This is a genomic window from Mycolicibacterium vulneris, assembly GCF_002104765.1.
Lineage (GTDB): Bacteria > Actinomycetota > Actinomycetes > Mycobacteriales > Mycobacteriaceae > Mycobacterium > Mycobacterium vulneris.
In genome coordinates, this window is record NZ_NCXM01000006.1 from 136,219 (window position 1) to 163,156 (window position 26,938).

The 26,938-nt window shown below is 63.3% G+C and carries 27 protein-coding genes and 1 pseudogene; 19 read left to right on the forward strand and 9 right to left on the reverse strand.

Features of this window, described 5'->3' with window-relative positions:
* Positions 1-19: 19 nt before the first annotated feature.
* Positions 20-940, reverse strand: coding sequence for a TIGR03619 family F420-dependent LLM class oxidoreductase (locus B8W69_RS07800; RefSeq protein ID WP_085289271.1), 921 nt, complete (start codon positions 938-940; stop codon positions 20-22).
* A 240-nt stretch (positions 941-1,180) separates the two neighbouring features.
* Between B8W69_RS07800 and B8W69_RS07805 the strand changes: the two genes are divergently transcribed.
* Genes B8W69_RS07805 through B8W69_RS07830 form a run of 6 tightly spaced genes read left to right on the forward strand, consistent with a single transcriptional unit; the run spans position 1,181 to position 6,719 of the window.
* On the forward strand, positions 1,181-1,546 hold the full coding sequence (locus B8W69_RS07805; protein ID WP_085289272.1) for a DUF4286 family protein: 366 nt from the start codon (positions 1,181-1,183) through the stop codon (positions 1,544-1,546).
* Positions 1,546-2,154: a nitroreductase family protein gene (locus tag B8W69_RS07810; RefSeq protein WP_085289273.1), complete on the forward strand. Its 609-nt coding sequence runs from the start codon at positions 1,546-1,548 to the stop codon at positions 2,152-2,154. The genes B8W69_RS07805 and B8W69_RS07810 overlap by 1 nt, the downstream gene beginning before the upstream one ends.
* A 19-nt stretch (positions 2,155-2,173) precedes the next feature.
* Positions 2,174-4,324, forward strand: a complete 2,151-nt coding sequence (locus tag B8W69_RS07815) for an acyl-CoA dehydrogenase family protein (protein ID WP_085289274.1) — start codon at positions 2,174-2,176, stop codon at positions 4,322-4,324.
* Between the two features lie 13 nt (positions 4,325-4,337).
* Positions 4,338-5,474, forward strand: coding sequence for a thiolase C-terminal domain-containing protein (locus tag B8W69_RS07820; RefSeq protein ID WP_009953884.1), 1,137 nt, complete (start codon positions 4,338-4,340; stop codon positions 5,472-5,474).
* Positions 5,471-5,881, forward strand: a complete 411-nt coding sequence (locus B8W69_RS07825; protein ID WP_036390490.1) for a Zn-ribbon domain-containing OB-fold protein — start codon at positions 5,471-5,473, stop codon at positions 5,879-5,881. The genes B8W69_RS07820 and B8W69_RS07825 overlap by 4 nt, the downstream gene beginning before the upstream one ends.
* Positions 5,882-5,897: 16 nt before the next feature.
* Positions 5,898-6,719: a mycofactocin-coupled SDR family oxidoreductase gene (locus B8W69_RS07830; protein ID WP_020188800.1), complete on the forward strand. Its 822-nt coding sequence runs from the start codon at positions 5,898-5,900 to the stop codon at positions 6,717-6,719.
* 19 nt (positions 6,720-6,738) lie between these two features.
* On the opposite strand, the gene B8W69_RS07835 is transcribed toward B8W69_RS07830, so the two are convergent.
* From B8W69_RS07835 to B8W69_RS07850, 4 genes are all read right to left on the reverse strand, one after another.
* The gene (locus tag B8W69_RS07835) at positions 6,739-7,857 is read right to left on the reverse strand and encodes a phosphotransferase (protein ID WP_085289275.1); all 1,119 of its coding nucleotides are present in this window, start codon (positions 7,855-7,857) and stop codon (positions 6,739-6,741) included.
* Positions 7,858-7,960: 103 nt separating this feature from the next.
* The gene (locus B8W69_RS07840; protein WP_085289276.1) at positions 7,961-8,407 is read right to left on the reverse strand and encodes a Zn-ribbon domain-containing OB-fold protein; all 447 of its coding nucleotides are present in this window, start codon (positions 8,405-8,407) and stop codon (positions 7,961-7,963) included.
* Positions 8,404-9,546, reverse strand: coding sequence for an acyl-CoA dehydrogenase family protein (locus B8W69_RS07845; RefSeq protein WP_085289277.1), 1,143 nt, complete (start codon positions 9,544-9,546; stop codon positions 8,404-8,406). Before B8W69_RS07845 ends, B8W69_RS07840 begins: the two co-directional genes overlap by 4 nt.
* On the reverse strand, positions 9,543-10,364 hold the full coding sequence (locus tag B8W69_RS07850; protein ID WP_085289278.1) for an SDR family NAD(P)-dependent oxidoreductase: 822 nt from the start codon (positions 10,362-10,364) through the stop codon (positions 9,543-9,545). Before B8W69_RS07850 ends, B8W69_RS07845 begins: the two co-directional genes overlap by 4 nt.
* Positions 10,365-10,482: 118 nt before the next feature.
* On the opposite strand from B8W69_RS07850, the gene B8W69_RS07855 reads away from it, so the two are divergent.
* From B8W69_RS07855 to B8W69_RS07890, 8 genes and pseudogenes are all read left to right on the forward strand, one after another.
* Entirely contained in the window at positions 10,483-11,922 is a 1,440-nt protein-coding gene (locus B8W69_RS07855; RefSeq protein ID WP_085289279.1) for a class I adenylate-forming enzyme family protein, read from the forward strand.
* Between the two features lie 306 nt (positions 11,923-12,228).
* Positions 12,229-12,621 (forward strand): DUF732 domain-containing protein, encoded by a 393-nt coding sequence (locus B8W69_RS07860; RefSeq protein ID WP_085289280.1) that lies wholly within the window; start codon positions 12,229-12,231, stop codon positions 12,619-12,621.
* A 388-nt stretch (positions 12,622-13,009) separates the two neighbouring features.
* A complete protein-coding gene (locus B8W69_RS07865; RefSeq protein WP_181447351.1) occupies positions 13,010-13,447 on the forward strand; it encodes an MmpS family transport accessory protein in 438 nt (145 codons plus the stop codon).
* Entirely contained in the window at positions 13,444-16,311 is a 2,868-nt protein-coding gene (locus tag B8W69_RS07870) for an MMPL/RND family transporter (RefSeq protein WP_085289282.1), read from the forward strand. The genes B8W69_RS07865 and B8W69_RS07870 overlap by 4 nt, the downstream gene beginning before the upstream one ends.
* Positions 16,312-16,373: 62 nt before the next feature.
* Positions 16,374-16,991 (forward strand): TetR/AcrR family transcriptional regulator, encoded by a 618-nt coding sequence (locus B8W69_RS07875; protein ID WP_085289283.1) that lies wholly within the window; start codon positions 16,374-16,376, stop codon positions 16,989-16,991.
* Positions 16,992-17,386: 395 nt separating this feature from the next.
* Positions 17,387-17,809, forward strand: a complete 423-nt coding sequence (locus B8W69_RS07880; protein WP_085289353.1) for an Hsp20/alpha crystallin family protein — start codon at positions 17,387-17,389, stop codon at positions 17,807-17,809.
* A 1,105-nt stretch (positions 17,810-18,914) separates the two neighbouring features.
* Positions 18,915-19,064: pseudogene (locus B8W69_RS07885) on the forward strand (replicative DNA helicase); the annotation flags it as partial.
* Between the two features lie 334 nt (positions 19,065-19,398).
* Positions 19,399-19,704 carry a hypothetical protein gene (locus B8W69_RS07890; RefSeq protein ID WP_133057981.1) on the forward strand — a complete coding sequence of 102 codons (306 nt, stop codon included), beginning with the start codon at positions 19,399-19,401 and terminating at the stop codon, positions 19,702-19,704.
* 12 nt (positions 19,705-19,716) lie between these two features.
* On the opposite strand, the gene B8W69_RS07895 is transcribed toward B8W69_RS07890, so the two are convergent.
* Positions 19,717-20,469 (reverse strand): hypothetical protein, encoded by a 753-nt coding sequence (locus tag B8W69_RS07895; protein WP_085289286.1) that lies wholly within the window; start codon positions 20,467-20,469, stop codon positions 19,717-19,719.
* Positions 20,470-20,660: 191 nt separating this feature from the next.
* On the opposite strand from B8W69_RS07895, the gene B8W69_RS07900 reads away from it, so the two are divergent.
* The gene (locus B8W69_RS07900; RefSeq protein WP_085289287.1) at positions 20,661-21,611 is read left to right on the forward strand and encodes an alpha/beta fold hydrolase; all 951 of its coding nucleotides are present in this window, start codon (positions 20,661-20,663) and stop codon (positions 21,609-21,611) included.
* Positions 21,612-21,769: 158 nt separating this feature from the next.
* Here B8W69_RS07900 and B8W69_RS07905 read toward each other — a convergent pair whose 3' ends face one another.
* Together B8W69_RS07905 and B8W69_RS07910 are read right to left on the reverse strand one after the other, a co-directional pair.
* Complete coding sequence (locus B8W69_RS07905) at positions 21,770-21,985, reverse strand: DUF3072 domain-containing protein (protein ID WP_085289354.1); 216 nt, start codon at positions 21,983-21,985, stop codon at positions 21,770-21,772.
* A gap of 133 nt (positions 21,986-22,118) precedes the next feature.
* On the reverse strand, positions 22,119-23,147 hold the full coding sequence (locus tag B8W69_RS07910; protein WP_085289288.1) for a fused (3R)-hydroxyacyl-ACP dehydratase subunits HadA/HadB: 1,029 nt from the start codon (positions 23,145-23,147) through the stop codon (positions 22,119-22,121).
* A 310-nt stretch (positions 23,148-23,457) separates the two neighbouring features.
* Between B8W69_RS07910 and B8W69_RS07915 the strand changes: the two genes are divergently transcribed.
* The 3 genes from B8W69_RS07915 (at position 23,458) to B8W69_RS07925 (ending at position 25,874) form a co-directional block, all read left to right on the forward strand.
* Positions 23,458-24,351, forward strand: a complete 894-nt coding sequence (locus B8W69_RS07915) for a manganese catalase family protein (RefSeq protein WP_085289289.1) — start codon at positions 23,458-23,460, stop codon at positions 24,349-24,351.
* A 97-nt stretch (positions 24,352-24,448) separates the two neighbouring features.
* Positions 24,449-25,033, forward strand: coding sequence for a hemerythrin domain-containing protein (locus B8W69_RS07920; RefSeq protein WP_085289290.1), 585 nt, complete (start codon positions 24,449-24,451; stop codon positions 25,031-25,033).
* A 73-nt stretch (positions 25,034-25,106) separates the two neighbouring features.
* Positions 25,107-25,874, forward strand: a complete 768-nt coding sequence (locus B8W69_RS07925) for a GAF and ANTAR domain-containing protein (protein ID WP_085289291.1) — start codon at positions 25,107-25,109, stop codon at positions 25,872-25,874.
* A 100-nt stretch (positions 25,875-25,974) separates the two neighbouring features.
* Here B8W69_RS07925 and B8W69_RS07930 read toward each other — a convergent pair whose 3' ends face one another.
* The gene (locus B8W69_RS07930) at positions 25,975-26,346 is read right to left on the reverse strand and encodes a hypothetical protein (RefSeq protein WP_085289292.1); all 372 of its coding nucleotides are present in this window, start codon (positions 26,344-26,346) and stop codon (positions 25,975-25,977) included.
* Between the two features lie 115 nt (positions 26,347-26,461).
* On the opposite strand from B8W69_RS07930, the gene B8W69_RS07935 reads away from it, so the two are divergent.
* Positions 26,462-26,935 (forward strand): GtrA family protein, encoded by a 474-nt coding sequence (locus B8W69_RS07935; RefSeq protein ID WP_085289293.1) that lies wholly within the window; start codon positions 26,462-26,464, stop codon positions 26,933-26,935.
* Positions 26,936-26,938: the final 3 nt, after the last annotated feature.

The window sequence follows — 26,938 nt, forward strand, 5'->3', positions numbered from 1 at the left end:
CGCGGCTGTCGCGGAACGCTCATCCGACCTTGGGGATGATTTCCTCGGCTACCCACTGCATGTGGTCGAGGTAGGCGCTGAGCCCGTCCAGCGCTGGTGGGTTAACCCACGTGTCCGTGACGCCGCGCTCGGCCAGCATGTTGCAGTTGTCGATGACCTGCTGGGCGCTTTGGCCGAACTGCGCATTCGGGTCGTCGACGATGGCGTGCTCCTGACCGACGGACAACACCGCCAGGCTGTAGAACACCGAAAACGGCCGGTCGTCGAACCCGGGCTGCGAGCGTAGGTAATCCAATTTGGCCGGCAGCTCGTCGGGCTTGGTGAGCCATGGCGCCCAGCCATCTCCGAACCGGGCCGCCCGGCGCAGTACCGCGTCGGCGTCTCCGCCCATCCACACCGTCGGGTGCGGTGTGGAGATCGGCTTGGGCCCGAACGCGATGTCGTCGAACTTGACGAATTCACCGTCGTAACTTGGCGAATCGCTATGCCACAACTCGAACATCGCCTCGAGATATTCGTCTGCAATGCGGCCGCGCTTGGTGAACGGGACACCGATCGCGTCGTACTCCTCTTTAAGCCAGCCGACACCGACGGTGGTCTGAGCGCGACCGCCACTGAGCCAGTCGAACGTTGCGATCTGCTTGGCGGCGATGATCGGATTGTGCAGCGGCAGAATGGTGACCATCGAGCCGACGGTGATCGTCGAGGTGGCGCCTGCGACGAAGGCCTGGGCAGTGGTGGCGTCGAAGTAATGATCCCCGGACAACTCGAGATGAGCCGTCGGGGTGAGGAAGTGCTCTGGCAGAAATACCATCGAATAACCCAGCTGCTCGGCGTGTTGGGCGACTCGCGCAATGTCGGCACCGGAGAGCTGATGTTCCCAGGGCTGCGTGATGGCGGCGACGTGCATGCAATTGGGTAGGTAAACCGTGAATCTCATCTGGCGCCTTCCGATTTCGTGGTCCGGGGGCGGAGCGCCGACTGATGGTTCTCGCGCACCCGACCGTGGCCCGCCCATTATGGCAGTCTACTGACAAACGTCAAGGCTCCGGCGGCGGACCCAGCCGGTTCGGCGCCCGGTCAGGTCACGCCGTCGGCGAACCATGAGTCTGACGTTGACTGTGACAGTGGACTGTCATATTGTGGGTCCAATCCCTGGTTGTTGCGAAAGGCGTGTCACGTGGCTCCGAACCTGTTTATAGCGCTCACCAACCCGATCGAGGGTGAAGATGATGCCTTCAACAAGTGGTATGACACTCAGCATGTACCGGAGGTGCTCGACGTTCCGGGAGTGGTTGCGGCGCAGCGTTACGACATCACCGAACTGAAGGTGCCCGACGACGAGGATCTGCCGGCCCAGCTCCCGCCGCCGACCCACCGTTACATGGTGATCTACGAGCTGGACAACGAGCCCGATGTCGTCATGGCGGAATTTCTAAAACGTGTCATGGCCGGAACCCTCACACTAGGGGAGTGGCTTGATCTGACCACGGTGTCGCTCACGGGATGGACGCCGCGCGGCGAACGCGTGCAGGCGGACCGCTAGTGGGCGAGCTGCTCGCCGGTATTCGCGCCCAGCGGGCGTGTCGGCGATTCGACCCGGACGGCAAAGTACCCGATTCCGACGTCGAGCAGATGTTGGCGGCCAGCGTGCACGCGCCGAGCGCGGAGAATTCTCAGCCCTGGACGTTCATCGTGGTTCGCGACGAGGGCAACCGTGCACTTCTCGCGTCTTGGTGGACGGAGACGTGGAATGCCGGCGGCGGCGACTTCGTCAAGCAAAGTGTCGAAGACAAGGTGCTGGTCGCCGACCTCGAATTCGGTTTCAGCAAAGGCGGCTTCGCCGCGGCGCCGGTTGTCATAGTGGTGTGCGCCGACACGGATCGCGTGCCGGAGAGCTATGCACCGTCGTCGATCTACCCCGCCGTGCAGAACATGCTGCTTGCCGCTGCCGACCTGGGATATGGCTCGTGTCTGACCACCGGTCTGACTACCTTTGGTGTCGATCGTGTGCGGGAACTGCTGCAGCTGCCGCAAAACCTGATACCGATGGCCGCGGTCTACGTGGGCCTGCCCGCACGCAAGCTTTCACCACCGCGCCGCCGCCCGGCGACGTCGGTGACCTACCGCGAGGCTTTCGGTAACCCGTGGTGACCAGAACGGAGAGCTGCCAATGCCATTGGCGATAACCGAAGATCATCGCGCGCTCGCCGAAGTCGCGGCCGCGATGGTGGCCGGGCGCGCGGGCACCGTGGGTGCCCGCCGGATCCTGCTCGACCGCGAAAAGAGCGGTGCGTGGTGGTCGACCGATGGGCTCTGGAAAGAGATGGTCTCCACCGGGTGGCTTGGGCTGCACATCGACGAAAGATTCGGCGGTCAGGGTTACGGACTGCCTGAACTGACGATTGTGTTGGAGCAGCTCGGTCGCGCCGCGGTTGGTGGGCCATTTCTTCCCACCGTCGCGGTGTCCGCGGTGATCTCCGAAGTAGGGACTGACGAGCAGCGTGAGCGGTGGTTGCCGCGGCTGGTATCCGGTGACGTGGTCGCGGGTATCGGCACGAACAGCGATGTCGCCGTTCGTGATTCGACGGTCTCAGCGGCTGCGGTGCCCGCCCTGGCCGAAGCGGCCGCCGACCTTTTCTTGCTTCCTTCCGGCGACGACCTCGTCCTGGTGCAGGCCGGTGACGGGGTCAGCATCCGAACCATTGACTCAGTGGATCAGCTGCTCGCACCGGTGATCGTGGCCAGCCTGGACTCCGTTCACGTCGCCGAGGTTTTCCCCGGCGCAGCCGGGGTAGCGGTGCGGATCCTTCGTCTGCTGGCCGCGGCCGAAGCCGTCGGCGGTTTGGGCGCCTGCACCGAGATGGCCACGGCGTACGCCGCCGGCCGTGAGCAGTTCGGTAGGCCCATCGGCTCGTTCCAGGCGATCAAACATCACTGCGCGAACATGCTTGTCGACACCGAGCTCGCCACTGCCGCGACATGGGACGCCGCGCGCGCCGTCGGTGCGGAGGCCGAACTGGCCGCCACGATGGCCGCCGGACACGCGCTGACCGCCTATCAGCGGGTGTCGCTGCAGAACGTGCAAGTGCACGGCGGCATCGGCTATACGTGGGAGCACGACGCCCACCTCTACATCAGGCGGGCCACCGTCCTGCAGGCCTTCGCCGGTGATCAGGATGCACTGCGGGACAAGGTCATCGCGCTGCAGCTCAACGGCGTGCGCCGGCGTCAATCGGTGGACCTACCCGAGGGTGCCGAGCAATATCGGCAGGCCGCCCTGGATTTCCGTTCCGAACTCGAGGCGTCCGACGCCGTTGAGCGCCAACGGCTCTGGGCGCGTAGCGGCTATCTGCAACCGCACTGGCCCGCGCCGTACGGACGGGCCGCTGACAGCGTAGAGCAGTTGATCATCGAGGACGCCCTGGATGGGTTGGACAAACCCAGCCTCGGACTCGGCGAATGGGTGGTTCCGACGCTCCTGCAGCACGGCAGCAAGGAGCAGGTAGACCGATTGATCTGGCCGAGCCTCGAGGGCGAGCTGCGGTGGTGCCAACTCTTTAGTGAGCCCGGCGCGGGCTCGGACGCGGCGGCAGTTGCCACCAAGGCCACGCGGGTCGCCGACGGCTGGGTGGTCAGCGGTCAAAAGGTATGGACCAGTGATGCGGTGAATTGCCAACGCGGGCTGGCCACCGTGCGCACCGATCCGAAAGCGCGTAAGCACAAGGGCATTACGGCGATGATCATTGACCTCTCCGATCCGGCGGTGCGGATCCGCCCGCTCACCGAGATCACCGGCGAGACGCTGTTCAACGAAGTCTTTTTCGACGACGTCTTCGTGCCCGATCGCGACGTGGTCGGCGCCGTGAACGACGGCTGGAGCGTGGCGATGGCGGCGTTCGGCAACGAACGGGTGTCGATCGGCGGTGGCTCTGTCACCATGACGGCCGAAGCTTTGATCGATCTGTTGGAGCGGCACCGACCCGGCGACAGTGGCGTTGCCCGCGAGGTCGGTGCATTGCTGATCGAGTCCTACACCTTGGCCACGCTGAACCTGCGGCAGGCTGCCCGCGCCGTCTTCGACGCCGGGGCCGGGATCGAAGGCAACATCGCCAAGCTGTTCGGGGCTGAGCATGCTCAGCGGGTGGCAGAGTTGGCGCTGCGGATTGCCGACCGGGCCATCCTGGTCGGTGAGGAACCCGAAGTTGTGCACGACTATCTGTTCAGCCGGTGCCTGACTATCGCTGGCGGTACGTCGGAAATCGTCAGAAACCTGATCGCGGAGCGCATTCTGGGCCTGCCCCGCGATCCGGCGCCTAAGTAGATCGGAGAGCCACATGACCTGTGCCGTCGTCGGGATCGGTCGTACCGAGTACTCCCGCAACTCCGGCCGCACGACCCGCGGGATGGCCGTGGCTGCCTGCCGCGATGCCATCGCTGATGCCGGCCTCACGCCGGCCGACGTCGACGGCATCTGCACCTTCATGGCCAACGACTCCGAGCAGCCGATCTTCGTCGGATGGGCGCTTGGCATCGACGAATTGGCTTGGGCCAACGCCATGTACGGCGGCGGCAATCTCGTGGCTGACCAAATCGCCACCGCCGCCGCGGTGATCGAGGCCGGCATGTGCAAGGCCGTGCTGGTGTACCGGTCGCTCAACGGCCGCTCGGGCTACCGGTTCGGCCATATTGAGGGACCGATGCAGGTGCAGCACCACGACCAGTTCGACACGGCGTCCGGTTTCATGGTGCCGCCGCAGTGGTTCGCGATGTGGGCCCGTCGCCATCAGCATGAGTACGGTTCCACCAGTGAGGATTTGGGGCACATCGCGATCACTCAACGCAATCATGCGGGGCCTAACGAACACGCTCTGAGACGCGAACCGCTGACCATGGACGACTATCTGGCGGCGCGCTGGATCAACGAGCCGTTCCGGGTACTGGACTGCACTTCGGAGGTCGACGGCGCGGTAGCGGTGCTGATCGTCGGAGAGGACATCGCCCGCAACACCAAGCAGCCCCCGATGTGGCTGGTCGGATCGTCGAATTCACAGGGTGGTGCCGGCTGGAGCGAGTGGGACGATCCCACCGAGATGTACTCGCGCACAGCAGGACCGAAGATCTGGGAGAAGACGGGGCTTACCCCTGCCGACATGGATGTCGCCTGCATGTACGACTGCTTCACGTACACGGTGATGGCGACCATGGAGGGTTTCGGCTTCTGCGAGAAAGGCGAAGTGGGCAAGTTCTTCTCGACCGGACGCGCCACCTACGGCGGTGACGTGGTGGTCAACCCGCACGGTGGGCTGCTGTCCGAGGGCTATATTCACGGCCTCAACCACCACTACGAGGCAGCGCTGCAACTGCGCCACGCGGCTGGTGTGCGTCAGGTCGAGGGCGCTCAACTGGCACTGGTTACCGCGGGCGGCGGGCCCTTCGGTGGTGCGAACGTCTACAGCAAGGAGCACCCGTGACGAATCCTGCACTGGTAGCCCCAATTCCGGTACCCGACCCTGATTCGGCGCCGTATTGGGAGGGTCTGAAGAACGGTAAGTTGATGTTGTGCCGCTGCGACGACACCGGGAAATGGATCCATCCGCCGTTGGAACGCAGCCGGTACACCGGTGGTCCCGTGCACTTCGAGGAAGTCAGCGGTGCCGGCACGATCTTCAGCTACATCGTCGTCCGCCAGGCCCTGGTCCCCGGCCGTACGCCTCCCTATGTCGTCGGGCTGGTCGAACTTGCGGAGCAGCCGGGCTTGCGGATCAACGCCGTCATCGACGTCGATCCCGCCGACGTCCGAATCGGACAGGACGTTGAGCTACGCATCGTCGATCTCGGCGAAAGTGGTTATCGCATACCCGAATTCGTCACCAAGTAAAGGCTGGGAGTGGCAGATGGGCAGAATGGACGGTCGCGTCGCCTTCATCACCGGAGCTGGCAAGGGCCAGGGACGGTCGCACGCTGTCCGGTTAGCCGAGGAAGGTGCCGATATCGTTGGTGTCGACATCTGTCGCCAACTCGACGGCGTGCTGTATGCGATGGCCACGCCGGAAGACCTCGACGAGACCGTCAACTTGGTGGAGAAGACCGGTCAGCGGATGATCGCCCGTCAGGCTGATGTCCGCGATCGCAAAACACTACAGGCCGCTTTCGACGATGGCGTCGCAGAATTCGGCTACATAGATACGGTGGTGGCTAACGCGGGGATCGTATTGAACCGGGTCGACGAGCCCGATCCCGAGGCGGCGTGGGAACTCGGCATCGGCGTGCTGCTCACCGGTGTGTGGAACACCCTGCAGATCGCAAGCGCCCACATGATGAAGTCCGATCGCGGCGGTGCCATAGTCGCCACCAGCTCGATGGCTGGTCTGAAGGCACTGACTGACGGCAGCGGCGGCGCGGATGCGTACGCCGCGGCCAAAATCGGCGTCACTGGACTGGTACGGGCCTACGCACAGCGTATGGCAGCCAAAAATATCCGTGTCATGGCGATCGCACCGACCGGTGTCAACACCGCGATGATCGTGGAGAATCCGGCGCTGTTTGAGGTGATCGCCCAGAATGAGCATCTCGCTAAGGCGATGGCAAACGCCCTACCGGTGACGGTGATCGAACCGTCTGATGTCTCGGAGACGGTGTTGTTCCTCGTCTCGGACAGTGGCCGGTATTACACCGGCACAACGCTAATGCTCGACGCCGGCATGAACATGACCTGACGGCTGCTGCCGCACGGAGTCAGCTCAACACCGTGCCGGTGCCCAGGTCGTAATAGGCCTCCGCGAAGCGGCCAAGCACGGCGCCCACGACCTCGACCGAATACATCTGGTCGGGCGCGATCGCCCACATGCAGAAGCCCCAGGCCGGGCTCTCGCGATACGCGGTCCACATGGACTCGCGGTCGGGTAGCGAGGTGACGCCGGCGTCGAGCAGCCGGCCGCGATAGTTGTCCAGCAACTCGCGCTCGTGGGCCCGCCGAAGCTCCGGGGATAGCGCGGCGATCAACGCATAGCCGACGTCGTGTGACCACGAGCCGCGCCGAATCAGCTGCCAGTCGAGGAGACCCATTCGGCCGTCGGGCAGCACATACGTGTTGCGTGGATGTGGATCCCCGTGCAGCACCGTGACCGGCTCGCGGGCCACCCGGTCCTGGAGTCTCCAGAAAGCGGCCTCCATTCCGTCCATGTCAGTGCCGGCAGCATCGAGCAGCGCCTTCTTGTAGGGGGCATCAACGAGAGCGCGGATTATCGCGAACCCGTTGTCGCGCAGAAAGTGTGCGAACCCGCCGGTGACGGGGTCCTGTAACCAAGACAGGTCGCCGCCGTTCGCCAGGCGTCGGCTGCCCCAGAACGGAGCATGCAGTTGGCTCAACGTTGTGAGCAGCGCGTCGGCCTGCTCGACAGTAAGGCCGGCTACCGCGTCGGGGACCTGCGCGCCGCGCAGTGTGATGTCCTCTCCGAGGATCAGGAACTGCGACGGACCCTCGAGGTGGTCGGCGAAGTAGGTCGCCATGGTCTCGACGCTCAGGTCTGGGCGCAGGTCGCGGTAGAACCTCGTTTCGTCGTCATACAGAACAGTCCCGCCGCCGCCTTCGGACAGCGACTCATCGAACGCCTTCGGCAGGTCGTGCACCGTTCCCAATTGCGTTTTGATGAAGAGCCGCTGTGGAAGTCGGGTTTGCGGATCGGCGTAGGCCACGTCGAGGTGTAGGTGCGACGTAGTGCCCTGCCAGGTGTGCCCAATCGTGACGCGGGTGACCGTAGCCTCGGGATCGCGTCGGCGTAACAGCGACGTCAGAATCGCAGGCGTGATGTCCTCGGCGGACTGGAGCGTTACGTGCGGGGCTTGTCCGGTCATCACAATCCTCATCAGTGAGATTCAACAATGACAGTCGACTGTCACGTTATCACCGGAGCCAAGGCATGAACTGGTTTTGGGACCCTTTGGATGGACCGGCTTACTACCCCGTCTTGACCGGCCGGAACAGCGGCACCCATACCCGGCTCTCCTCTTCGCCCGAGAGCGCGGTCCAGTCTTCGAAGAAGACCTCGACGGCCATCCCGACCTTGATCGCGTCCGGGGCAACGTCGACCACATTCGAAATCAGCCGGGTATCGGGCTCCTCGGCAAGCTCGACCATCGCCACGATGTAGGGCGGTTCGAAACCGGGAATCCAGTTCTGGCGGTTCACCGTATATGCCGCGACAACTGCCCGGCCGGAGACGGGTTCTGGTGCAACGTCAGTGCTTCGGCAACGCCAGCACGCCGGCCCAGGCGGGTGAAAGAAGTGGCCGCAGCCGTGGCAGCGGGTGATCAGTAATTCGCCGTTGCGACCACCGGTCCAGAACGCAAGCGACTCGGCGGTAGGGCTGGGCGCCAATCGCAACTGGGGACGTTGGTAGTTCATGATCCGACCAACGATCGACCGATCACCAGCCGCTGAATCTGGTTGGTGCCCTCGAAGATCTGGGTGATCTTGGCTTCGCGCATGTAGCGCTCGACACGGTAATCCCTGGTGTAGCCGTAGCCGCCGAACACTTGCACGGCGTCGGTGGTGACCTTCATGGCGGCATCGGTGGCGATCAGCTTCGCCACGGAAGCGTTGCGCGAGTACGGCAGTCCTGCGTCGCGGCGCCGCGCCGCGTCCAGGTACGTGGCACGCGCGGAGTCGACCGCGGCAGCCATGTCGGCCAGCAGGAAAGCCAGGCCCTGATGGTCAATGATCTTGCGACCGAACGTCGTCCGTTGCTGGGCGTAGGAAACGGCCTCGTCGAGGGCTGCCTGCGCCAGTCCGACGGCTACCGCGGCGATGCCAAGGCGTCCGGAATCCAATGCACTGAAGGCGATCTGCAGGCCCTGCCCTTCGGCGCCGATCCTGCGTTGGGCAGGCACGAGCGCATTGTCATAGTGCGCCGTGGTAGTCGGAATGGCATGCAAGCCCATCTTCTCCTCGGGTTTGCCGAACGTGAGTCCTTCGGTGTCTTTGTCGACCAGAAAGCACGAAATACCTTGTCCACCTTCACCAGTGCGGGCGAATAGGCTGTAGAAATCGGCTATGCCGCCGTGGGTGATCCAGGCCTTGGCGCCGTTGACGCGGTAACCACCGTCGGTCGCGGTGGCCTTACAGGTCAGGGCGGCGGCATCGGAACCGGCCTGCGGCTCGGACAAGCTGTAGGCGCCGATCGTGTGACCACCCAACATGGTCGGCAGCCACTCCTGTTGCTGTTCGTCGGTGCCGAACGCGATCAACGGATGGCAGGACAGCACGTGGACGCTGACTGCTACGGCGACTGCCGCCCACCGAGCCGCCAACTCCTCGAGAACCTGTAGGTACACCTCGTACGGTTGCCCGCCACCGCCCCACTGCTCCGGGTGCGGCAGTGTCAGCAGCCCGGTCTCCCCCAGGGTGGCAAAGACTCCCTCGGGATAGGTCTCGTTCTTCTCATGCTCATCGACGATCGGATCAAGCACCTTGTCCGCGACATCGGCCGCGAGTCGAACCAGTTCGCGTGCTTCGGGTGTCGGCAGGAGTCGGTCAACGATCATGGACGGCTGCCCTGCCACTCGCAACCGGTCAATTCGGCAGAGATCTCCCAGAGTCGTCGCGCGCTGTCCGCGTCGCGGGCCTTGTCTCTGAGTGTGGCGGGCTTTGGTTTTCCCCACTGGTGCATCAGGCCGCGCGGCGCGATGTAGGTGCCGTTGGGCAGCGTCGTGGTGATCGCCTGAATGGTCGAGCGGGCACCGTCGGCCGGGCTCTGCGCGATATGTGGCGAGAGCACTCGGCCCGCCCACTGCAACACGCCTGAACCGTTGCTGGTGATGCCGGTGTCGGTCATGCCGGGATCGGAGGCGTAGGCGGTCTTGCCGCGGGCCACCAGTTCGCGCACGAACAACAGGTTCGCCAGCTTGGACTCCCCGTACGCCGACCATGGGTTGTAGCGGCGACGGTGGTAGTTGAGGTCGTCGAAGTGCATGCGGGCGGTGTTGTAGTTGGTGCTGGCCACCGCCACCACCCGATCGCGGATCCGGTCGCCGAGCAGGCATGTCAACGCGAAGTGGCCTAGGTGATTGATGCCCATGTGAGCCTCGAAGCCGTCGGCTGTCCGAGTCAGTGGCAAGCCCAACACACCGGCGTTGTTCACCAGCACGTCGACGTAGTCGACGGTGTCGGCGAACTTGCGCACGCTGGTGAGGTCGGCCAGATCCAGCTCGCGCACCGCGACGTCGCCGGGCATCGACGCCGCGGCTTGGTGCGCCTTCGTCAAGGAGCGGCAGGCGATGACCACTTCGTGGCCGGCAGCGGCCATTGCGTGCGCGGTCGCCTTCCCGACGCCACTGTTTCCACCGGTGACGATAATGCGCACGGTGCGACGGCCTCCTTCGTACAGTCCACACAAACAGTAAACTATTTATCGCTTTGGTGAAACGGTGAGGAGAGATGTTGCGAGATACCCACCCGACCAGTCCGGTTCAATCACTCGGATGACGTGGCTCGAGCGGATTTGCGCAGTCCACGAACGCAGTGAACGCGTGGCGGTCATCGGCGAAGTGGGCTCTGTAAGTGGACGCGAACTGATCGGTAAGGCGGTCGCGGCCGCGGACCTGCTCTGCGACCTCAACGTGCCGGCAGGTCGACCGATCCCCGCGTTGCTCACCACCAATGCCTGCGCGCTTGCCCTGCTGTTGGGCGGCGCCGCCGCCAACAGACCGCTCGCTTTACTTGGGCCCCGGCAGACTCCGACAGAGCTGGCCGCAATGGTGCGTCGGAGCGGCTCGCCAGTCCTGCTCGCTGAGGCCGAGTTCGCCGGGGCTGCCCGGCAGGTCGGCGACGCGGTTGGGATACGGGCGGTGACAATACCTTTCCTGCCGGTGTCGGATCGGTCGTTGCATCCACAACCCGGTCCCACAGCGATCTGCCTGCACACCGCCGGGACGACTGGGGTCCCCAAGCTCGTTTCGCTCACCGAGCGAGTGCTCGACGCCCGCGCCGAGCTATTGCGCCGCGTGATCGGCATCGGCCCTGTCGACCGTTATGCCACCGGCTCACCGCTGCATCACATAGGGGGACTGGGCAACGTCCTGGTGGCGCTCACGGCCGGGGCGGCGGTTATCTGTACCAACAGATTCTCCTTCGATTGGTGGCACAGCCTGAAGCAACTCGGTGCCACCCACTGCCTACTCGTTCCGACCATGATCGAGATGTTGCTCGGCAAGGGGCTTCTCGACGCGGTTCCGCTGAAGACATTGATCTACGGTGCCTCGCCGATCACCGTCGACACGTTGCGACGCGTTCTTGACGTGTTGCCCGACGTCGCGATGGTCAGCCTCTACGGCCAAACCGAGGGCAGTCCGATCACCAGCTTGGGCCCAGCGGACCACCGGTTGGCCGCGGTCAAGGATCCCGACATTCTGTCTACCGTCGGCCGGCCGGTGGACGGCCTTCGCCTGGAGATCGACCAGCCGGACCCGGCAGGAATCGGCGAAGTGTTCGCCGCCGCGGCCCACCTTTCCGGCCAGGCGGCCGACGGATGGCTGCGCACCGGTGATCTGGGTGTGGTGGATGCCGACGGTTATCTCCGCCTCTGCGGTCGTCGGCACGACATGGTGGTTCGCGGTGGAGAGAACGTTTATCCGCTGGAAGTCGAGAATGTGCTCAGCGCCCACCCCGGGGTTGCCGCCGTCGGCGTCGTGGGCGTGCCAGAGACGCGACTCGGAGAAACCCTGGCCGCGTTCATAGTTCCGACAGATTTGGTGCATCCGCCACGGCCCGAGGAGCTAGGGTCTTTCGCCCGGGTCAAGCTCGCCGGTTTCAAGATTCCACAGTATTGGTATTCGGTCACCGAGCTGCCGCTGAACAGTGCAGGCAAAGTCGTTCGCGCCACACTTCGGGCGGCACATCTTGAGCGTCAGCACGGCGCGTGAATTTGAGTTATCTGCACACGCTGGACCAGGAGGCGGGGGCGTCGCGCTCCCGAGGATCGGGCGTGGGCGCAACTGTCGGAGCCCTACCCGTTGGCCTATCTCACCGATGGGAATCCCGATCAGGGTCGGCCAGGGCGTGGTGTGAGTGGACTTCTATGATGACGCACCTGGACCTTATCCGTTATATAGTTTAACGTCTGGATCTATGCCCACTGCCGTGCGAAGCCGATCAGCTCAACGGGTGGACCAAGGTGCACTTTTGGACCCAATTGTGGCGATGCAGGCCACACGTTCGAGCCGCCAACCATGAAGCGTTGGAAATCGCTGGCTGCTTTGATCGCCGGCGCAGTTGCCATCGACGGGCTCCTGTTGACGTCACCACCGCGGGTACATGCCGCTCCGGCGCCCGAGGTCGAGTACGTGTACGACGTGGTGGTGCGGCGGCACTACGGATTTCCTGACAATGACGCGCTGGGCTATGGCCACGGAATTTGCGACAAAGTCGGCCGGGGCGAGGGCTACGGGCAAGTCATGGGTGAGGTCAAGAGTGACGTCACCCCCAACGATGAGTTCGCGGCTAATTACCTAGTCTCCTATGCGGTTAACTTGCTTTGCCCTGAGCTGATATGGCAGCTGCGGAACTCAGCCGCTGGCTACCAACCTCCGGGCGGAGCATCCGCGCCCGGTACCTATTACTGAATCCATCGCTTTCAAGCAGTCACCAATTAGCCGGCGCAGATGGCTCCGGAGTCGAGCGGAATTGTTCCATTTCGGCTGGAGGTCCAGACAGCTATCACCTTGTGGGCCAACAGAAGCGCAATCATGGGAGCGGTCTAGGGCCACGGGTCGCAAAACCGGACGCCGCCCCGGGCGCTGTTCACTGGTGGCGGATTGGAAGTGACGTTGCCGCCCGGCTTCGACCGAGGTTCTGGCGAGAAAACCCTCTGCCCGTGCTGTACAGTTCTCGACGATCGGTACACGGAACTTGAGTTCCAGCTAGGCCTTGGGGTGTGCGGGTGGTGTTTCGGCGGTTGTCTCCGTCGGGCGGGTGGCCCCCGACTGCGGGCGAAAAGTGAGGAGGTAGCGCATGTTCAGTATTTTGCGGAGGGCATGGATGCCGCTGCTTCTTGTTGTTGTGATTTCGCTGGGTGCGTATGCAGTTGTTCGCATTCGTGACACGTTCGGGGTCAACGGTGGGGTGGCGAGTGGTGAGGGCAACGCCGGTGACACCAAGCCGTTTCACCCCAAGCACATCACCTATGAGATAACCGGTGTGCCAGACGGGACGGTGAACGCCAACTACCTCGACGAAAACGGTCAGCCACACCTCGTTGATACCGCCCCGTTGCCGTGGTCGTTCACCATCGTCACGACGCTGCCGTCGATGTCGGCCAACATAGTCGCTCAAGGCAGCACCGCGGTGCATGCCCTGCGGTGTCGCGTCATCGTCGATGGCCAGGTGCGCGACGACCGCCACACCAGCGAGTACCAACCGTTCGTCTACTGCTTGGTGAAATCCGTATGAGTAACCCGCATTTGAAGTCCGATCTGCCGGTCATCCCCCGGCTCATCCGCGTGCTGTCACTGCCAATCACCCTGGGTTGGCTGTTCGTTGCGGTCGCTCTGGGTGTGCTGTCCCCTTCTCTCGACGAAGTTGCCACGCAGCACTCCGTTCCGATGACGCCGAGGGACGCCCCGGCGTTCAAATCCATGATGCACATCGGCGAGAAGTTCAAGGAGTTCAATACCGACTCCACTGCGATGGTGGTCCTGGAAGGGCAAGACAAACTCGGCGACAGCGCGCACGACTTCTACAACCACATCGTCAGCAAGCTCAAGGACGATCACAAGCATGTCCAGAATGTCCAGGACTTCTGGGGCGACCCGCTGACGGCGGCCGGTTCGCAAAGCCCGGATGGTAAGGCCGCATATGTCCAGGTCTTCCTCAATGGTGCGCAAGGCACCACGCCCAGTCACGAATCGGTCGCCGCTGTGCGCAAGATTGTCACCGACACGCCAGCACCGCAAGGGGTGAAGGCCTACGTGGCCGGCAACACCGTGCTCAACGCCGATACCAGTATCGTCGGCCATAAGAGCATGGCGACGATGGCGCTGGTTTCCATCGCCGTCATTTTCGTGATGCTGCTGGTGGTCTATCGGTCGGTCGTCACCTCCATCCTGTGCCTCGTGATGATCGGCATCGAACTTTTTGCGGCTCAAGGTATTACTGCCACCGCCGGCAATCTCAACATCATCGGACTCACGCCCTACGCAGTCAGCATGATCACCATGCTCAGCATCGCCGCGGGAACCGACTACGTGATCTTCCTGCTGGGCCGCTACCACGAAGCGCGATCTATCGGCCAAGACCGCGAGGCGGCCTTCTACACCGCGTACCAAGGCGTGTCGCATGTGATTTTGGGCTCAGGCCTGACCATCGCGGGTGCCTGCCTGTGCCTTACCGCTGCTCGGCTACCGTATTTCCAAACCATGGGATTGCCCTGCGCCATTGCGCTGCTGGTCATCGTGTTCGCCGCGCTGACACTGGCACCGGCAGTGCTGGCGATCGGCTCGCGGTTCGGTCTTTTCGATCCGAAACGCGCAGTCGACGTGCGGGGTTGGCGCAAAGTGGGCACGGCCGTAGTGCGCTGGCCCAAGCCGATCATCGTGGTGACCGCGGCCATCGCGATCATTGGGTTCATTAGCTTGCTGACCTACGTGCCGAACTACGACGACCAAAAATTCACGCCCAACGATATGCCTGCCAACGTCGCCATGACCGCAGCGCAACGGCATTTCTCGCAAGCGCGGATGAATCCCGAGTTGCTCATGTTGGAGGCCGATCACGATCTACGCGATCCGGCGGACATGCTCGTCGTCGACCGGGTCGCCAAGAGCGTCTTCCATCTTCGCGGCATCGAACGCGTGCAAACCATTACCAGGCCGCTGGGTGCACCGATCGAGCACAGTTCGATCCCGTTCCAGATCGCGATGCAGAACTCCGGCACACTGCAGACGGCCAAATTCATGAACGACACCATGGCTCAAATGCTCGAGCAGGCCGACGAGCTGGGTAAAACGATCGCCACCATGGAGCACATGTACGGCATCATGAAAGAACTCACCGCGACCACCCACAGCATGGTCGGCAGAACGCATGAGATGGCAGACACCACCAATGAGCTGCGCGCCCGCATTGCCGATTTCGACGACTTCTTCAGGCCCATTAGAAGCTACTTCTATTGGGAAAAGCACTGTTTCGACATCCCTGTCTGCTGGTCGTTGCGATCCCTTTTCGACGCGCTCGACGGCATCGACGAACTCTCCGACCAGATCAGCGGGCTCACGGTCGATCTCGACCGCTTGGATCGGTTGATGCCCCAACTGCTCGCCGATTTCCCAGCGACCATCGACTCGATGAAGACGATGCGCAACTTCATGCTCTCGACCCATAGCACGATGGCCGGTACCCAAGCCCATTCGCAGGAGGGAGCCGAGGGCTCAACTCTGATGGGGCAATACTTCGACGAAGCCAAGAACGATGACTCTTTCTACTTGCCGCCGGAAGTCTTCAAAAACCCCGATTTCAAACGCGGGTTGAAGATGTTCGTTTCGCCCGACGGCACAGCGGTCCGGTTCATCATCACCCACCAGGGTGACCCCGCCTCGGTCGAAGGGATCAAGCACGTCGCGGGAGTCAAAGACGCCGTGGCCGATGCCATCAAGGGAACTCCGCTGGAGAGCTCAAAGGTGTATCTAGCCGGGACCGCGTCGATGTATTCCGACATGCAGCAAGGTGTCATCATCGACCTGATGGTCGCCGGGATCTCCTGCCTGATCCTAATTTTCGCGATCATGTTGCTCATCACCCGCAGCGTGGTCGCGGCCCTCGTCATTGTCGGTACCGTGGCCGCCTCACTGGGCACCGCCTGTGGTCTGTCGGTCCTCCTCTGGCAAGACCTCCTGGGACTTGGCCTGCAGTGGATCGTGCTGCCGCTATCGGTAATCATCCTGCTGGCGGTGGGATCGGACTACAACCTGCTGCTCGTCTCACGGCTCAGAGAAGAAATCCCCGCCGGGCTCAACACCGGCATCATCCGCGGCATGGGCGCCTCCGGGCGGGTCGTCACTGCCGCCGGGTTGGTTTTCGCCTTCACCATGGCCTCGATGATCGTCAGCGACCTGCGGGTGATCGGAGAACTGGGCACCACCATCGGGTTAGGTCTGCTGGTCGATACCCTCATCGTGCGGTCCTTCATGACCCCGTCGATCGCTGCCGCCCTTGGGCATTGGTTCTGGTGGCCGATCAACACCATCCGCATCAAACGAAACGCACCTGCGCCCGACGATGCGCACACGGCGCCCATCCCACAACTGACGGCAAGGTGAAACTCACCGGCCGCTCTGCCAAGCTATCGATGACCACATTGGTAGTCGACAGGCCAGGACTCATGGCAAAACCGGAATCAAAACTTCGCCAGCGGACCGAGGGACGGCTGGACCGATCCCGCGATCCTGCGATCCTCGACGCCGCATTAGCGGCCCTCGCAGAGTGTGGGTATGTGGCAACAAACATGAATGACATCGCTGCGCGCGCCGGCGTGGGAAAGGCCGCAATCTATCGGCGGTGGTCATCAAAAGCCGCGCTGATGACCGACGCTCTCGTCTACTGGCGACCCGATCTGCTCAGCAACGACGCCCCTGACACCGGCACCCTGGTCGGCGATCTGGACGCGCTCGTCGAACGAGCCAAGCGCTACGATAACTCGTTGATCACCAACGATCTTCTGCTGCGGGTCGCTTTGGAGGCCGCTCACGACGCCCAACTCGCCACGGCGCTGGATGATCTGTTGCTCTTCAAGGGTAGACGCGTGCTCTCGGCGGTTCTGGCGCAAGCCGCCGACCGTGGCGAAATCGCCGCCACGCGCGACTGGTCATTGGTCGCCGACGTCATAGCGGCAATGGGTCTCTTGCGGGTCATCAGCGGACAGACCGTCGATGCCGAATTTGTACGGCAGGTCATCGATACCCTGATCCTGCCCGCGGTGCGGACACCGATCGCCGACTGAAACGTCGGCGACGAGTGCTGAAGCAGTTCCACGCTTGGGGGCCCGTCGATGACCGCCATCGGGGCGTAAATGTACAAGTCGCACCACGCCCCAGCGTGTTGTCCCTCATCCGGCGAACGGGACCGGCTCCGAAGTTCGTCACGCGCTTCCGCCGGTACCCACAGAAGCGCTGGCCGCTGGGTCGGTGAGCAGGCCGGACGCATGGTTCTCGCAGGGCCGATAGCCTTTGGTGCCGCCGCTATAAGGGCGGGAACCCATTGATAACCCTGTGGCAGAAGATTTTTCAACACTCGCTTGCCAATTGCGCCCATCCGCGCTATATAGAAATATATGCCGCAAGGCACAGATAATCGATGAGGACAGACAGATAGATGGGAGTGTTGGAGGTGACGGCCATGTTGGTGCGTAGCGATCCGTTTCGTGACCTCGATCGCTTCAATCAGCAGGTGTCAGGTACCGCGGCGCGTCCTGCGGTGATGCCGATGGATGCCTGGCGCGACGGTGAGCAGTTCGTTGTCGAATTCGATCTGCCGGGAATCGACGAACAATCGCTGGACCTCAATATCGAGCGCAATGTGGTGACGGTGCGAGCGAAACGCCCAGATGTCGACCCAGGCCGGGAGATGCTGGCAACCGAACGGGTGCGGGGGGTTTTCAGCCGACAGTTGGTGCTCGGAGACAATCTCGACACCGACCATATCGACGCGCGCTATGACGCTGGAGTCTTGCGATTGCGCATTCCGGTAGCGGAGAAGGCCAAGCAACGCAAGATCGCAGTTAAGCGCGTGGATAGGCAGTACGCCGCCATCAGCGCGTAGATCGGCCGGTTCGATGCTGACGGAACGCGGGCTAGTGATGACGCATTGCAGCACCGGGGCAGCAACGGTGTCCCGTACGGCCGCCGAGGGTTTCGTGGTCCGGCCGGCCCCACTCCTGATGGACGAGGGCCCGGGCTTGTCCGAGTTGATCGCTGAGGTCGACGCCATCTTGTGCGCTGCGGCGGCGACCCTGCATCGTCCGCCACCATCGCGCCAAGTGGCCGGTTGCGCCCTGGCCGCGCCCCGGACGCCGGGCCGGTCCTGGGCGGTAACGCCGCAGCCTTGGAGTGCGCCGACGCCCCATGTGCACGCCGTGCAGCGCAGCCCTCCGCGAGCAACATCTGCGAACGATGGCGACACAACTGAGAAGGAAAGGCAGGTGATGGCATTACAACGAGGATGACCGGGCCAGCCCGCCGGCCGGGCGACACCGTGGGCGCTGCCTGAATCCCGATGGGAAGAGGCACGCCACTGCCACAGCCAGGCGACTCGTCTCCGGGGCGGGCGGCCCGCCCTCACATAATTCAGTCGCGATGTCATCGAAGCTGAAAACTGTTGCAAGAGTGCTATTCGCGAGTAGGCAAGGAGGGGTAGCCGTGATCAGACAAGCCATCCGGAATGGGGCTGTGCGTGGATATTCGGGCGCACTGCGCAACTTTCGCGCGGTAGAGGCAGACCCTGCCGACTGGGCGGAACAACAACAGTCGGTTCCGCTGCCCGACGACGAATATCCCCATGCCCGCGGTGACAACCGCGTCTGGTAGGTGCGTGACCGGATCGGAGTGTGTCGTGCCGCGTCGGCGACGCGTCGACGGTCAGAGTCTGCGCGCGGGGGCGCTTCGTATCACCGCCGAGACCGCAGATATCAAAATGCCATGTCGTAGCAGACCGACAGCAGCGGGCCGACCAAGATCAGAACCAGGAGAGCAAGACCGCCGATCAGCCGCCCCGCAATGGTCGAGCGAAAGATCACCCGCCGTCCCCGCCGAAGCGGTCGCCAGGACCGTCAACACGGCGACGATGACGCATTCGGTGCGTGCTAGTGCACCGCGGATTCGGACAACAGCGGGAAGAAGCCTGCTTCCAATTGGAACGCCAGCGCGCGATTGTGAACCGGCTGGACGCCTTCGAGCGCGACGACTCGCGCGGGGGAGAGGAGGATGTCATTCTCGCCAAGCACCGCAACGGCCCCACCAAGACGGTGACGGTCGCGGACGAGCTGCACCTGTTGCGATTCACCAACATGGCGCGGTGACGGATTGCGGGGGTTGGCGCGGGTGGACCCGCGGAACGTGGGCTCCTGCGATCACTGGCGCCTCGCCGGTCAGCGGCAAGCCGTGGAACCGATCGACAGCCGCTGGGCTATCTGCGGTGAGGTCAGACCTCCGAGTTGACTCGCTGAGACTGGAATGGCGGCTCGGTAGTCCACCCGTGGGAAAGGTCACGTGCAAGGCCACTCCGAACGCGTGCTGGTAAACATCGGCGCAACGAAATTACCTGTGGGACAGAGTATTGTGTGCAATTACCGCACGGTGTAGCGTGAGGTTTCCAACAGCGGGAGGCCAGAACCCTAGCTAAGTGGGCACACCGTGGGACAGTCGGAGCTAACCAGCCTCATCGGCCTGCGAGACGGCGATGGGAATCGAATCCATCTCGTCCGCGTGGATCGTCGCAACGGGACGAGCGGCTACATGCTCAGGGTCGGGACGGGGAAAGTGTTCCTGAGTGCCGGCGATCTTGCCAGGCTCAACAATGTCATCCGGTTCGAGCTGCATTCGGCGCACCGGATCCATTTATTGAATTGGGCGATCCAGCTACTGATCTTGTGCGCACTGGCATGGCTCCTCGCGTACGGCCCCACCGGGCCGCTGTTTGTCTATCCCTGGTCCTATTGAGGTCACCGCCCATCAAGCACGGATTGCGCTGCGGGCAAGTGTTTTTGGAGCAGTTACTCGCTTTCCTAGGAGATCGCGGCTAGCTGCCCGCGCGTCGTAGTGGGGATCGTTGGTCAATTGAAGCAGCAGGTAACCCGAAATGGCGGGCACGACCACCCACATACCGTTCAGGCCGAAGAATTTGAGGTAGCTGAGCGCATCGGGACGGATATCGGCCAAGTGGTTCATGAGCTGAGTGACGAAAAAAACTGTGCAACCATAGAGCTGCAAACAGCCGGCCGCGACGAAGAACCGGATCGCGGCCGCAGTCCGGTTGTGGAGGAACAGGGTCACAAAGACGATCTCGACGACGCCGATGATTCCGGACCAGTATTCGACGAGAATCATCAACGGGTCGCTACGCAAGAAGCGAATGTCGGCCACTGCGTAGGCCCAGAAGTACCACTTCGACGTGTCCTGCGCGGTAGCCCCGTTGACCCAGTCGTGCAGGATCGCCCAGGGCAGGTCCCAGCTGAGCGGGAACACGATCGCAATCGCCGACCACATCAGCACAAACGCTGTGCGGCGAAGCTCACGACGGGCCTTGCCGCCGAAAAGAAATGGCGTCGCCAGCGCGATGATCCAGCAGCTCAGCAATCCGGGCAGCGCGACGTCGCTCAACAGCAACGGGTCTGCGGCGTGTGTCACTGCCAAGAGCATGCATACTGCGGGGATCGACAGCGAGATGGCCAGCCAGAACAGCTGTAGCCGGACAAAAACGGGCATCGGCGGCCTCCAACCTGACGCGGGCGAACGCAACGATGCCCGGTTCACATGGGTGGGAGTCTAGATCCAGAGGGCGACACCCAGGTTGGTCGCCTGTGCATGAGCCCGGCGGTTAAGGAGTTGTCCGCCCGGATCCAGACGGTGTAGCGAAGCTATAGTCGGGGCGTGTTGCCTGCCTATGATCGCGATTCATGACCGAAGGAGCACAAGGACCGGCGTCGGCGCAAGCACGGACTGGCGAGATCGCCCCGCTCGATGTCGTCGGCTCCGGAGTCCTTCCACCGGTCGCTGCCCGAGTGCGCCGGCTTTTTTGGCTGCTCGAGCGGTTGGCGCCCTCTCTGGGATCGCGGTGGGCAGTCGAGTTATGGTGTACCCCACCGGTTCTCGAGTCGAGTCTGCGCATGCCGCCGGGTGTGTCCCCGGGCAGGCCTATAGAAGCGTATTGGGATGGGCATCGGATCGCTGGTGAGGAATGGGGCGAGGGGCCGCCGACATATCTGGTACATGGTTGGGGCGGGCAGCGCGCGCACTTGGCAGTGTTCGTCAAACCGCTGGTGGAGGCGGGGTATCGGGTCGTTGCATTCGACTTGCCCAGCCACAACGAATCGGATCCGGGTGCGCTTGCGCCCGGGCGTACCACTTCCATCGAGTGTGCCGACGCCGTTGCGGCGATAATCGAGACCCACGGCCCTGCCCACGCGGTGATAGCTCACTCACTCGGAGCGAACGCGACTGCATTCGCGGCGGCGCAGGGCGCACCTGTCGGGCGCTTGGTCTTCTTGGCGCCCATGGGCGATTTCCCTCTCTATCTCGACCTGTTCGCCGCACGCCACGGCTTCGGCCGCCGGATCCGCGCGGGCCTGCAACGTCGCTTGGAAAAACGAATCGCCATGCCGCTGCAGGAAACGAACATGACGCGGATCGGTCGACGAGCCAACTACCCCCCGCTGCTTCTCATCCATGACCCCGACGACCCAGACAGCCCTTATGCCGCGAGTGAGCGGCTCGCATCGTCATGGCAAGGCGCACGATTAATGACAACGCGTGGGCTCGGCCGACTCGCTCATTACCGAATCCTGCGCCACCGCCCCGCTATTCGCGCCGGGCTGGAGTTCATCGGCCACCAAGCGGCTGAAAGTTGATCGCAGGCACCGTTACTCGTGCCAAGTCTTAACAGCAAACGAGCCTAGCCGGACTGCACATCGGTTTGGCGCGGCTTGGACAGCCCCCGAGGGGTGGTGACATCCGCGGGTTAGGCGTTCGCATTCGCCATGCTGATGACCCTGAAGAGCGACTGCCGTCAGCTACTGCCGCGCCCGGTATGCTGCTGCAGCTCGTCTATCAGGTCGGACGCCTGGGCCTTGGTCAGACCATCGGGGACCCCACGCCCTGCCTCCTGCGCCAGTGTGTGCAAGTAGCTTCGCTGCGGTCCGGTCATCGGCTCGTCGCCCGTGACCCAGTCGGCTGGGTCTTTTTCCGCCGTCTCGTTAGGCGCCTGTTGCCACTCGTCGCTCATGTCACGATCACCTCCGACGAGGTAATAGCCCTCGCACACGTGTTCGAAACATATTCGAGCAGCGAAACCCGCGTGCGACGGTTCAGCCCGGTTTAGCTAATTGGTGGCGGCCCATTCTGCACCTCGGCAGGCCTCAGCGGAAGCGGATGTTCAACGTCGCCAGACCAAAAATCTTACGGCCGGCCGACTTTGCGCCGACGATCACGACTCCGGTGCGGGTTTCCGGGTCCAATGACTTGATCCGGCCGCTGTATTCGATGTCGGCACCCTCGGTGGCCGACACGATCACCGGCTGGGACAGCCGCACCGCGTAGCGGGTAACCGCACCGGGATCGCCTGACCATGCGGAGCCGAATCCGGCACCCAATGCCATGGTGAGCATGCCGTGTGCGATCACGTCGGGCTGCCCCGCGAGTTTGGCGAGATTCTCGTCCCAATGAAGCGGGTTCGCATCGCAGGCCACCCCGGAGTAGTTCACCAGGTCGCCGCGCGACAGTCGGGCGTGGTGGACCGGTAACTCGTCGCCGACCTGCACGTCATCGTAGGACGGTGTCCCCGGGGTGCGGGTTGTGCCTCCGTGGGCAATCCGAACTTCGTCCGCGGGACGCTCCGTCTTCTGGTAGCCCGCTTCGGAGTGGTCGATTCCGGCGAGGTTCACGTCGTGCATCATCACTTGCTGAGCGACCGTCCTGATCGCCGGATCGACATCCTCGGCGGTGACGCCGACGACGGTGGTGTGCAGGGTATGCACCCGCTCGCCGGCGGTGTCGGTGAATGTATTGGTCACGGTGATCAAGTCTCTGCCGGCGATCCTGCGCACCGCTGACAGTTCGACGTCAATGTGCAGTTCGTCGCCGGCCACGATCGGTCGGTGCTGCTCGAAGACTTCCTCGGTCTGCAGATACATCTCGTAACCGATGACCACCGATTCGAAGAGGTGGCGGTTGGCTGCCATAGCCGGGGCCGACGTGAACGTCAGCGGAGCCACCAGGTCCGAGTATCCCAGTTCAGCGGCGGCGGCGAGTTTCCAGTGCGCAGGGTGATAGTCCTGCACGGCACGGGCGAACTCGCGCAATTTCTCGCGGCCGACCTGGTAAGTGTCGTCGATCTGGTAGTAATGGCCGACCCGCGATTCAAGCGCCGACGTTTCTGCTGCTGTCATGAATTGCCCAACTTTTCTACCGGCCTGTTCACGGAGGCCGACCTACGCACACTAACGCGCGACCCCCGGGCCACCGGAGACCGCGACGGCTTATCGCTGCCCCCGCGGAACGCGGTACGGGATCGCGAATGTTTGGGGACCCGGTCAGAGGGTATTGCGGTCGGTGATGCGGCGGGTGAGGCGTCGCACCTTTTGCACCGGACGAGCCACAGCCCCTGGTTCGACAACGGACGAACTACAGCTCCTGGTTTGCGTCTTGTTCTCCGGCTTCTCGAGAACTGATCCATCCACGCTGTCTGGAGCTGTATTTATGTTTGTTCACAATAAGGATCTTCAATTCGAGGTACGGGTAGGCCGGCCCGACCCGCGGTTCGCATCGCTGCTGATGGAGCAATTCGGCGGCGCCAACGGTGAGTTGACCGCCGCGCTGCAGTACTTCACCCAGGCCTTCGTACTGCGCGAAAAGAACCCGAAGCTGTACGACCTGTTCATGGACATCGCCACCGAGGAGCTCAGCCATCTCGAGATGGTGGGCTCGATGATCACCATGCTGCTCGACGGGCTCAACGACGATCTCAAGGTGGCCCACCAACAATGTGACTGGATGCCGGCGGTGGCCAGTCGTGACGGCCGCGACCAAGCCATCCACCAGGTGGCGGTCAACCCGATGTTCCTCGTGCTCAGTGGCGGTGGACCCGACGTGAAGGATTCGGCGGGGAACAATTGGACGGGTGCTTTCATCGACGCCAACGGCGACCCGACGGTGGACCTGCGCAACAACCTGGCCGCCGAATCGCGGGCCAAGGTCGTCTACGAGTACCTCAAGCAGTTCACCGACGACCCCGGGGTGCAGGACACGCTGACCTTCTTGATGACCCGCGAAATCGCTCATTATCAGCAATTCACCGCCGCGCTCAACGAGCTGCCGGTCAATTTCCCGCCGGGAATGTTGGCCGGAGACAACCGCTTTCAGAATGTTGCCTTCAACATGTCCAACGGCGGCGGGTCCGTGCGCGGCCCGTGGAATGAGGGGCAGGGCCCCTGGCCCGAGGGCGTGGAGTGGGAGTACGTCGAAAAGCCCGAACAGCAATGGCTCGGCACCGACATCCGCAAGAACAGGGGCGCGGCGGACAACCCGTCGGGCTCCCCGGCTGTCGAAGGCGACAAGCCCTTCACTCACGAACAGCGCATCCCTACCACCTGATCACTGACGACGCGACGGCGGCCGGCGCCCCGCCCGTGGGCGCCGCGCCTCCGTCGTCGTTCCCGCATCAATCGACCCAAGGACCGATGGAGAAACAATGGACGCTTTGACTTTTCTGCGGCAGGACCATAAAAGTGTGCTGGGCATGTTGGAAGTGCTCGACGGGGCTCCGTCGGGTACCGGGAGCCAAATCAGCGGCCTGAACACGATGGTGACCAACTTGGTGATCGCCGAGTCGCAGCACGAAGCCATCGAGGAACAGTTCTTCTGGCCGGCCGTCCGCAAATCCCTGGAAGACGGAGACGCTCTCGCGGACAAAGCAATTCAGCAAGAGCAGGAAGGCAAGAAGCTCCTCCAGCGGCTCGAGGACAGCAAGCCCGGCCAGCCGGACTACCAGCAGGCATTGCACGCCTTCGTGAAGGCGAGCCGGGAGCACATCGCCTTCGAGCAAGACGTGGTCTGGCCAAGGTTCGAAGCCGCGGTCGGCCGCGAGCAGCTCGAACGGTTGGGCGGCCAGCTCGAGCGGGCCAAGAAGATCGCCCCGACCCGCCCACATCCCGAGACCCCGCCCAGTTCCATGGTGCTCAAGACGCTGGGCATGGTCGCGGCGGTCATCGACCACCTGCGCGACGCGCTGACCGGTCGCGCCAGCAAGAATCCGCCCGATCCCCAAATCCACTGACCCGCCCGGAAACGCTTTGACGGCGGGTGCTAGGCGCACGACGCACGCGACGGCTCTTTGATTAAATGGTGCGATGGCCAGTGTCGTGGAGCCCGCATCGAGCGACGGCGAATTCTCGGCCGGCCGCTTGTCAGGCCTGCCAATCGAATTGGCCGATCTCAGCGATAACGCGTGGAGTTGTCTGGATCAACTCGCTCGGGGATTGCGAGTCGATGAGGCCGACCGGCAATCGACGCTCGATGCCATCGTCGCCTCGGCGACCGCGACGGTCAGCGGGGCCCAGGCCGCCGGCATCAATCTGCTGGACAAACGGAAGTTGGTGCCGCAGGCGGTGCATGGTGACGCGCCGCCCGTCCTGGACAGCCTGCAACAACGGACGGGCAGTGGCCCCTGCATCGACGCGTCGCGCGATCAACAAACCATCGAGATCGCCCACATGCGCGAAGAAGACAGGTGGCCTCGGTTCGCGGACCGCGCGATCGAGCTCGGTGTCCTGTCGATGCTGTGCCTGCCCCTTTGGATCGATGACCGAACGCTCGGCTCGTTGAGCCTCTATGCGGGTGACCCCGGGGCATTTGATGACACCGCACGCAACCTCGCCCAGCTCTTCGCGACCCACGCCGCGCTGGCGATCGGCGATGCGCAACGGACCACGCGGCTGCGCCAGGCGATGGCCAACCGCGACGTCATCGGCCAGGCAAAGGGCATCCTGATGGAACGGCATCGCATCACCGCCGACGAAGCCCACGATCTGCTGGTGCGAGCCTCAAAGCAGACCAATCGCAAGGTCGTCGACCTCGCCCAAGACCTTGCCGCAACCGGCCAAGTCGTCATCCCGTAGTCACGGTCGTCGCCAACGAGCGGCAGCCGACTACACCACGTCCTCGCCGCGGAACTCGCGGACGTGCCTGATGCGAATCACGTTGCCAGCTCGGCAGACTTCAGAACGCCATGTCGTAGCAGACCCACAGCAGCGGGCCGACCAGAATCAATCCCAGCAGGGTGACGCCCCCGACGATCCGCCACGCGATCGTCGAGCGGAAGATCACCGCCGTCACCGCCGAAGCGGTCGACAAAACGGCCAGAACCGTGGCGATGACGATCTCGGTCCGCGCTGATTGCACGGCGGCTTCGGACAACGGCGGGAAGAAACCGGCCTCCAGCTTGAACGCCAGAGCGCGGTTGTTTGTCGCCGTCAGCGCTAGAAGGAGTGCGAACATCATCGTCGCCAACCCCAGCAGCGACAGACATGCCCCAAAGATGTTGCGGTTGGCGGGATCTATCGGACCGGTGTAGTGGGGCATCTCGTCCACAATCCAGATCGTAGGGTCTCGATCCGCGGCAAAGGGGCGAAGCGAAGGCTGCACCGTTGACCGCAGTTGGCCGGCTGATCACGTAGTGGATACCTGGTCATGTCACCGTGCTGATGTGCGAGGGGAACCGGCGATCGGACAATCACGCCTGTCCGGCCGGTTCCGCACCTGGTGCGAGGCGTGCGTCGGGTGGTTGCCGTTCGGGCTCGGGGCATTCGTAGCACCGACTTTTGTGGGCTTCTGTGTGATCAACGGCTTCACCTTCGGCGTCGATGTGACCATCCTCACGGGTTTGCGTGGCGCGCTGGGCCTGCCGGTGCCGATCGCGGTCACGGTTGCCTACGTCTGCGCGTTCGCGCTCAGCTACGTGCTCAATCGGATGGTCAATTTCCGGTCTCACGCTCCCGTCGGGCCGCAGGTCGCGACCTATGTCGTGGTGGTCGTCGTCAATTACCTGGCTTTCATCCTCGGGGTGACCACCGCGCTGACCTCAATTGGAGTGCAGTATCAGCTGTCGCGGCTGGCGGCGGGCGTGTGTGAGGCGGTGTACATGTACAGCGCGATGAGGTGGGTGGTCTTCCGCCGCTGACCC

What these genes read in the sequence shown, in the direction of transcription:
- B8W69_RS07800 (WP_085289271.1), bottom strand. Translation starts at nt 940, where the DNA reads ATGAGATTCACGGTTTACCTACCCAATTGCATGCACGTCGCCGCCATC.
- B8W69_RS07815 (WP_085289274.1), top strand. Translation starts at nt 2,174, where the DNA reads ATGCCATTGGCGATAACCGAAGATCATCGCGCGCTCGCCGAAGTCGCG.
- B8W69_RS07820 (WP_009953884.1), top strand. Translation starts at nt 4,338, where the DNA reads ATGACCTGTGCCGTCGTCGGGATCGGTCGTACCGAGTACTCCCGCAAC.
- B8W69_RS07830 (WP_020188800.1), top strand. Translation starts at nt 5,898, where the DNA reads ATGGGCAGAATGGACGGTCGCGTCGCCTTCATCACCGGAGCTGGCAAG.
- B8W69_RS07835 (WP_085289275.1), bottom strand. Translation starts at nt 7,857, where the DNA reads ATGACCGGACAAGCCCCGCACGTAACGCTCCAGTCCGCCGAGGACATC.
- B8W69_RS07840 (WP_085289276.1), bottom strand. Translation starts at nt 8,407, where the DNA reads ATGAACTACCAACGTCCCCAGTTGCGATTGGCGCCCAGCCCTACCGCC.
- B8W69_RS07845 (WP_085289277.1), bottom strand. Translation starts at nt 9,546, where the DNA reads ATGATCGTTGACCGACTCCTGCCGACACCCGAAGCACGCGAACTGGTT.
- B8W69_RS07855 (WP_085289279.1), top strand. Translation starts at nt 10,483, where the DNA reads ATGACGTGGCTCGAGCGGATTTGCGCAGTCCACGAACGCAGTGAACGC.
- B8W69_RS07860 (WP_085289280.1), top strand. Translation starts at nt 12,229, where the DNA reads ATGAAGCGTTGGAAATCGCTGGCTGCTTTGATCGCCGGCGCAGTTGCC.
- B8W69_RS07865 (WP_181447351.1), top strand. Translation starts at nt 13,010, where the DNA reads ATGTTCAGTATTTTGCGGAGGGCATGGATGCCGCTGCTTCTTGTTGTT.
- B8W69_RS07870 (WP_085289282.1), top strand. Translation starts at nt 13,444, where the DNA reads ATGAGTAACCCGCATTTGAAGTCCGATCTGCCGGTCATCCCCCGGCTC.
- B8W69_RS07875 (WP_085289283.1), top strand. Translation starts at nt 16,374, where the DNA reads ATGGCAAAACCGGAATCAAAACTTCGCCAGCGGACCGAGGGACGGCTG.
- B8W69_RS07880 (WP_085289353.1), top strand. Translation starts at nt 17,387, where the DNA reads ATGTTGGTGCGTAGCGATCCGTTTCGTGACCTCGATCGCTTCAATCAG.
- B8W69_RS07895 (WP_085289286.1), bottom strand. Translation starts at nt 20,469, where the DNA reads ATGCCCGTTTTTGTCCGGCTACAGCTGTTCTGGCTGGCCATCTCGCTG.
- B8W69_RS07900 (WP_085289287.1), top strand. Translation starts at nt 20,661, where the DNA reads ATGACCGAAGGAGCACAAGGACCGGCGTCGGCGCAAGCACGGACTGGC.
- B8W69_RS07905 (WP_085289354.1), bottom strand. Translation starts at nt 21,985, where the DNA reads ATGAGCGACGAGTGGCAACAGGCGCCTAACGAGACGGCGGAAAAAGAC.
- B8W69_RS07910 (WP_085289288.1), bottom strand. Translation starts at nt 23,147, where the DNA reads ATGACAGCAGCAGAAACGTCGGCGCTTGAATCGCGGGTCGGCCATTAC.
- B8W69_RS07915 (WP_085289289.1), top strand. Translation starts at nt 23,458, where the DNA reads ATGTTTGTTCACAATAAGGATCTTCAATTCGAGGTACGGGTAGGCCGG.
- B8W69_RS07920 (WP_085289290.1), top strand. Translation starts at nt 24,449, where the DNA reads ATGGACGCTTTGACTTTTCTGCGGCAGGACCATAAAAGTGTGCTGGGC.
- B8W69_RS07925 (WP_085289291.1), top strand. Translation starts at nt 25,107, where the DNA reads ATGGCCAGTGTCGTGGAGCCCGCATCGAGCGACGGCGAATTCTCGGCC.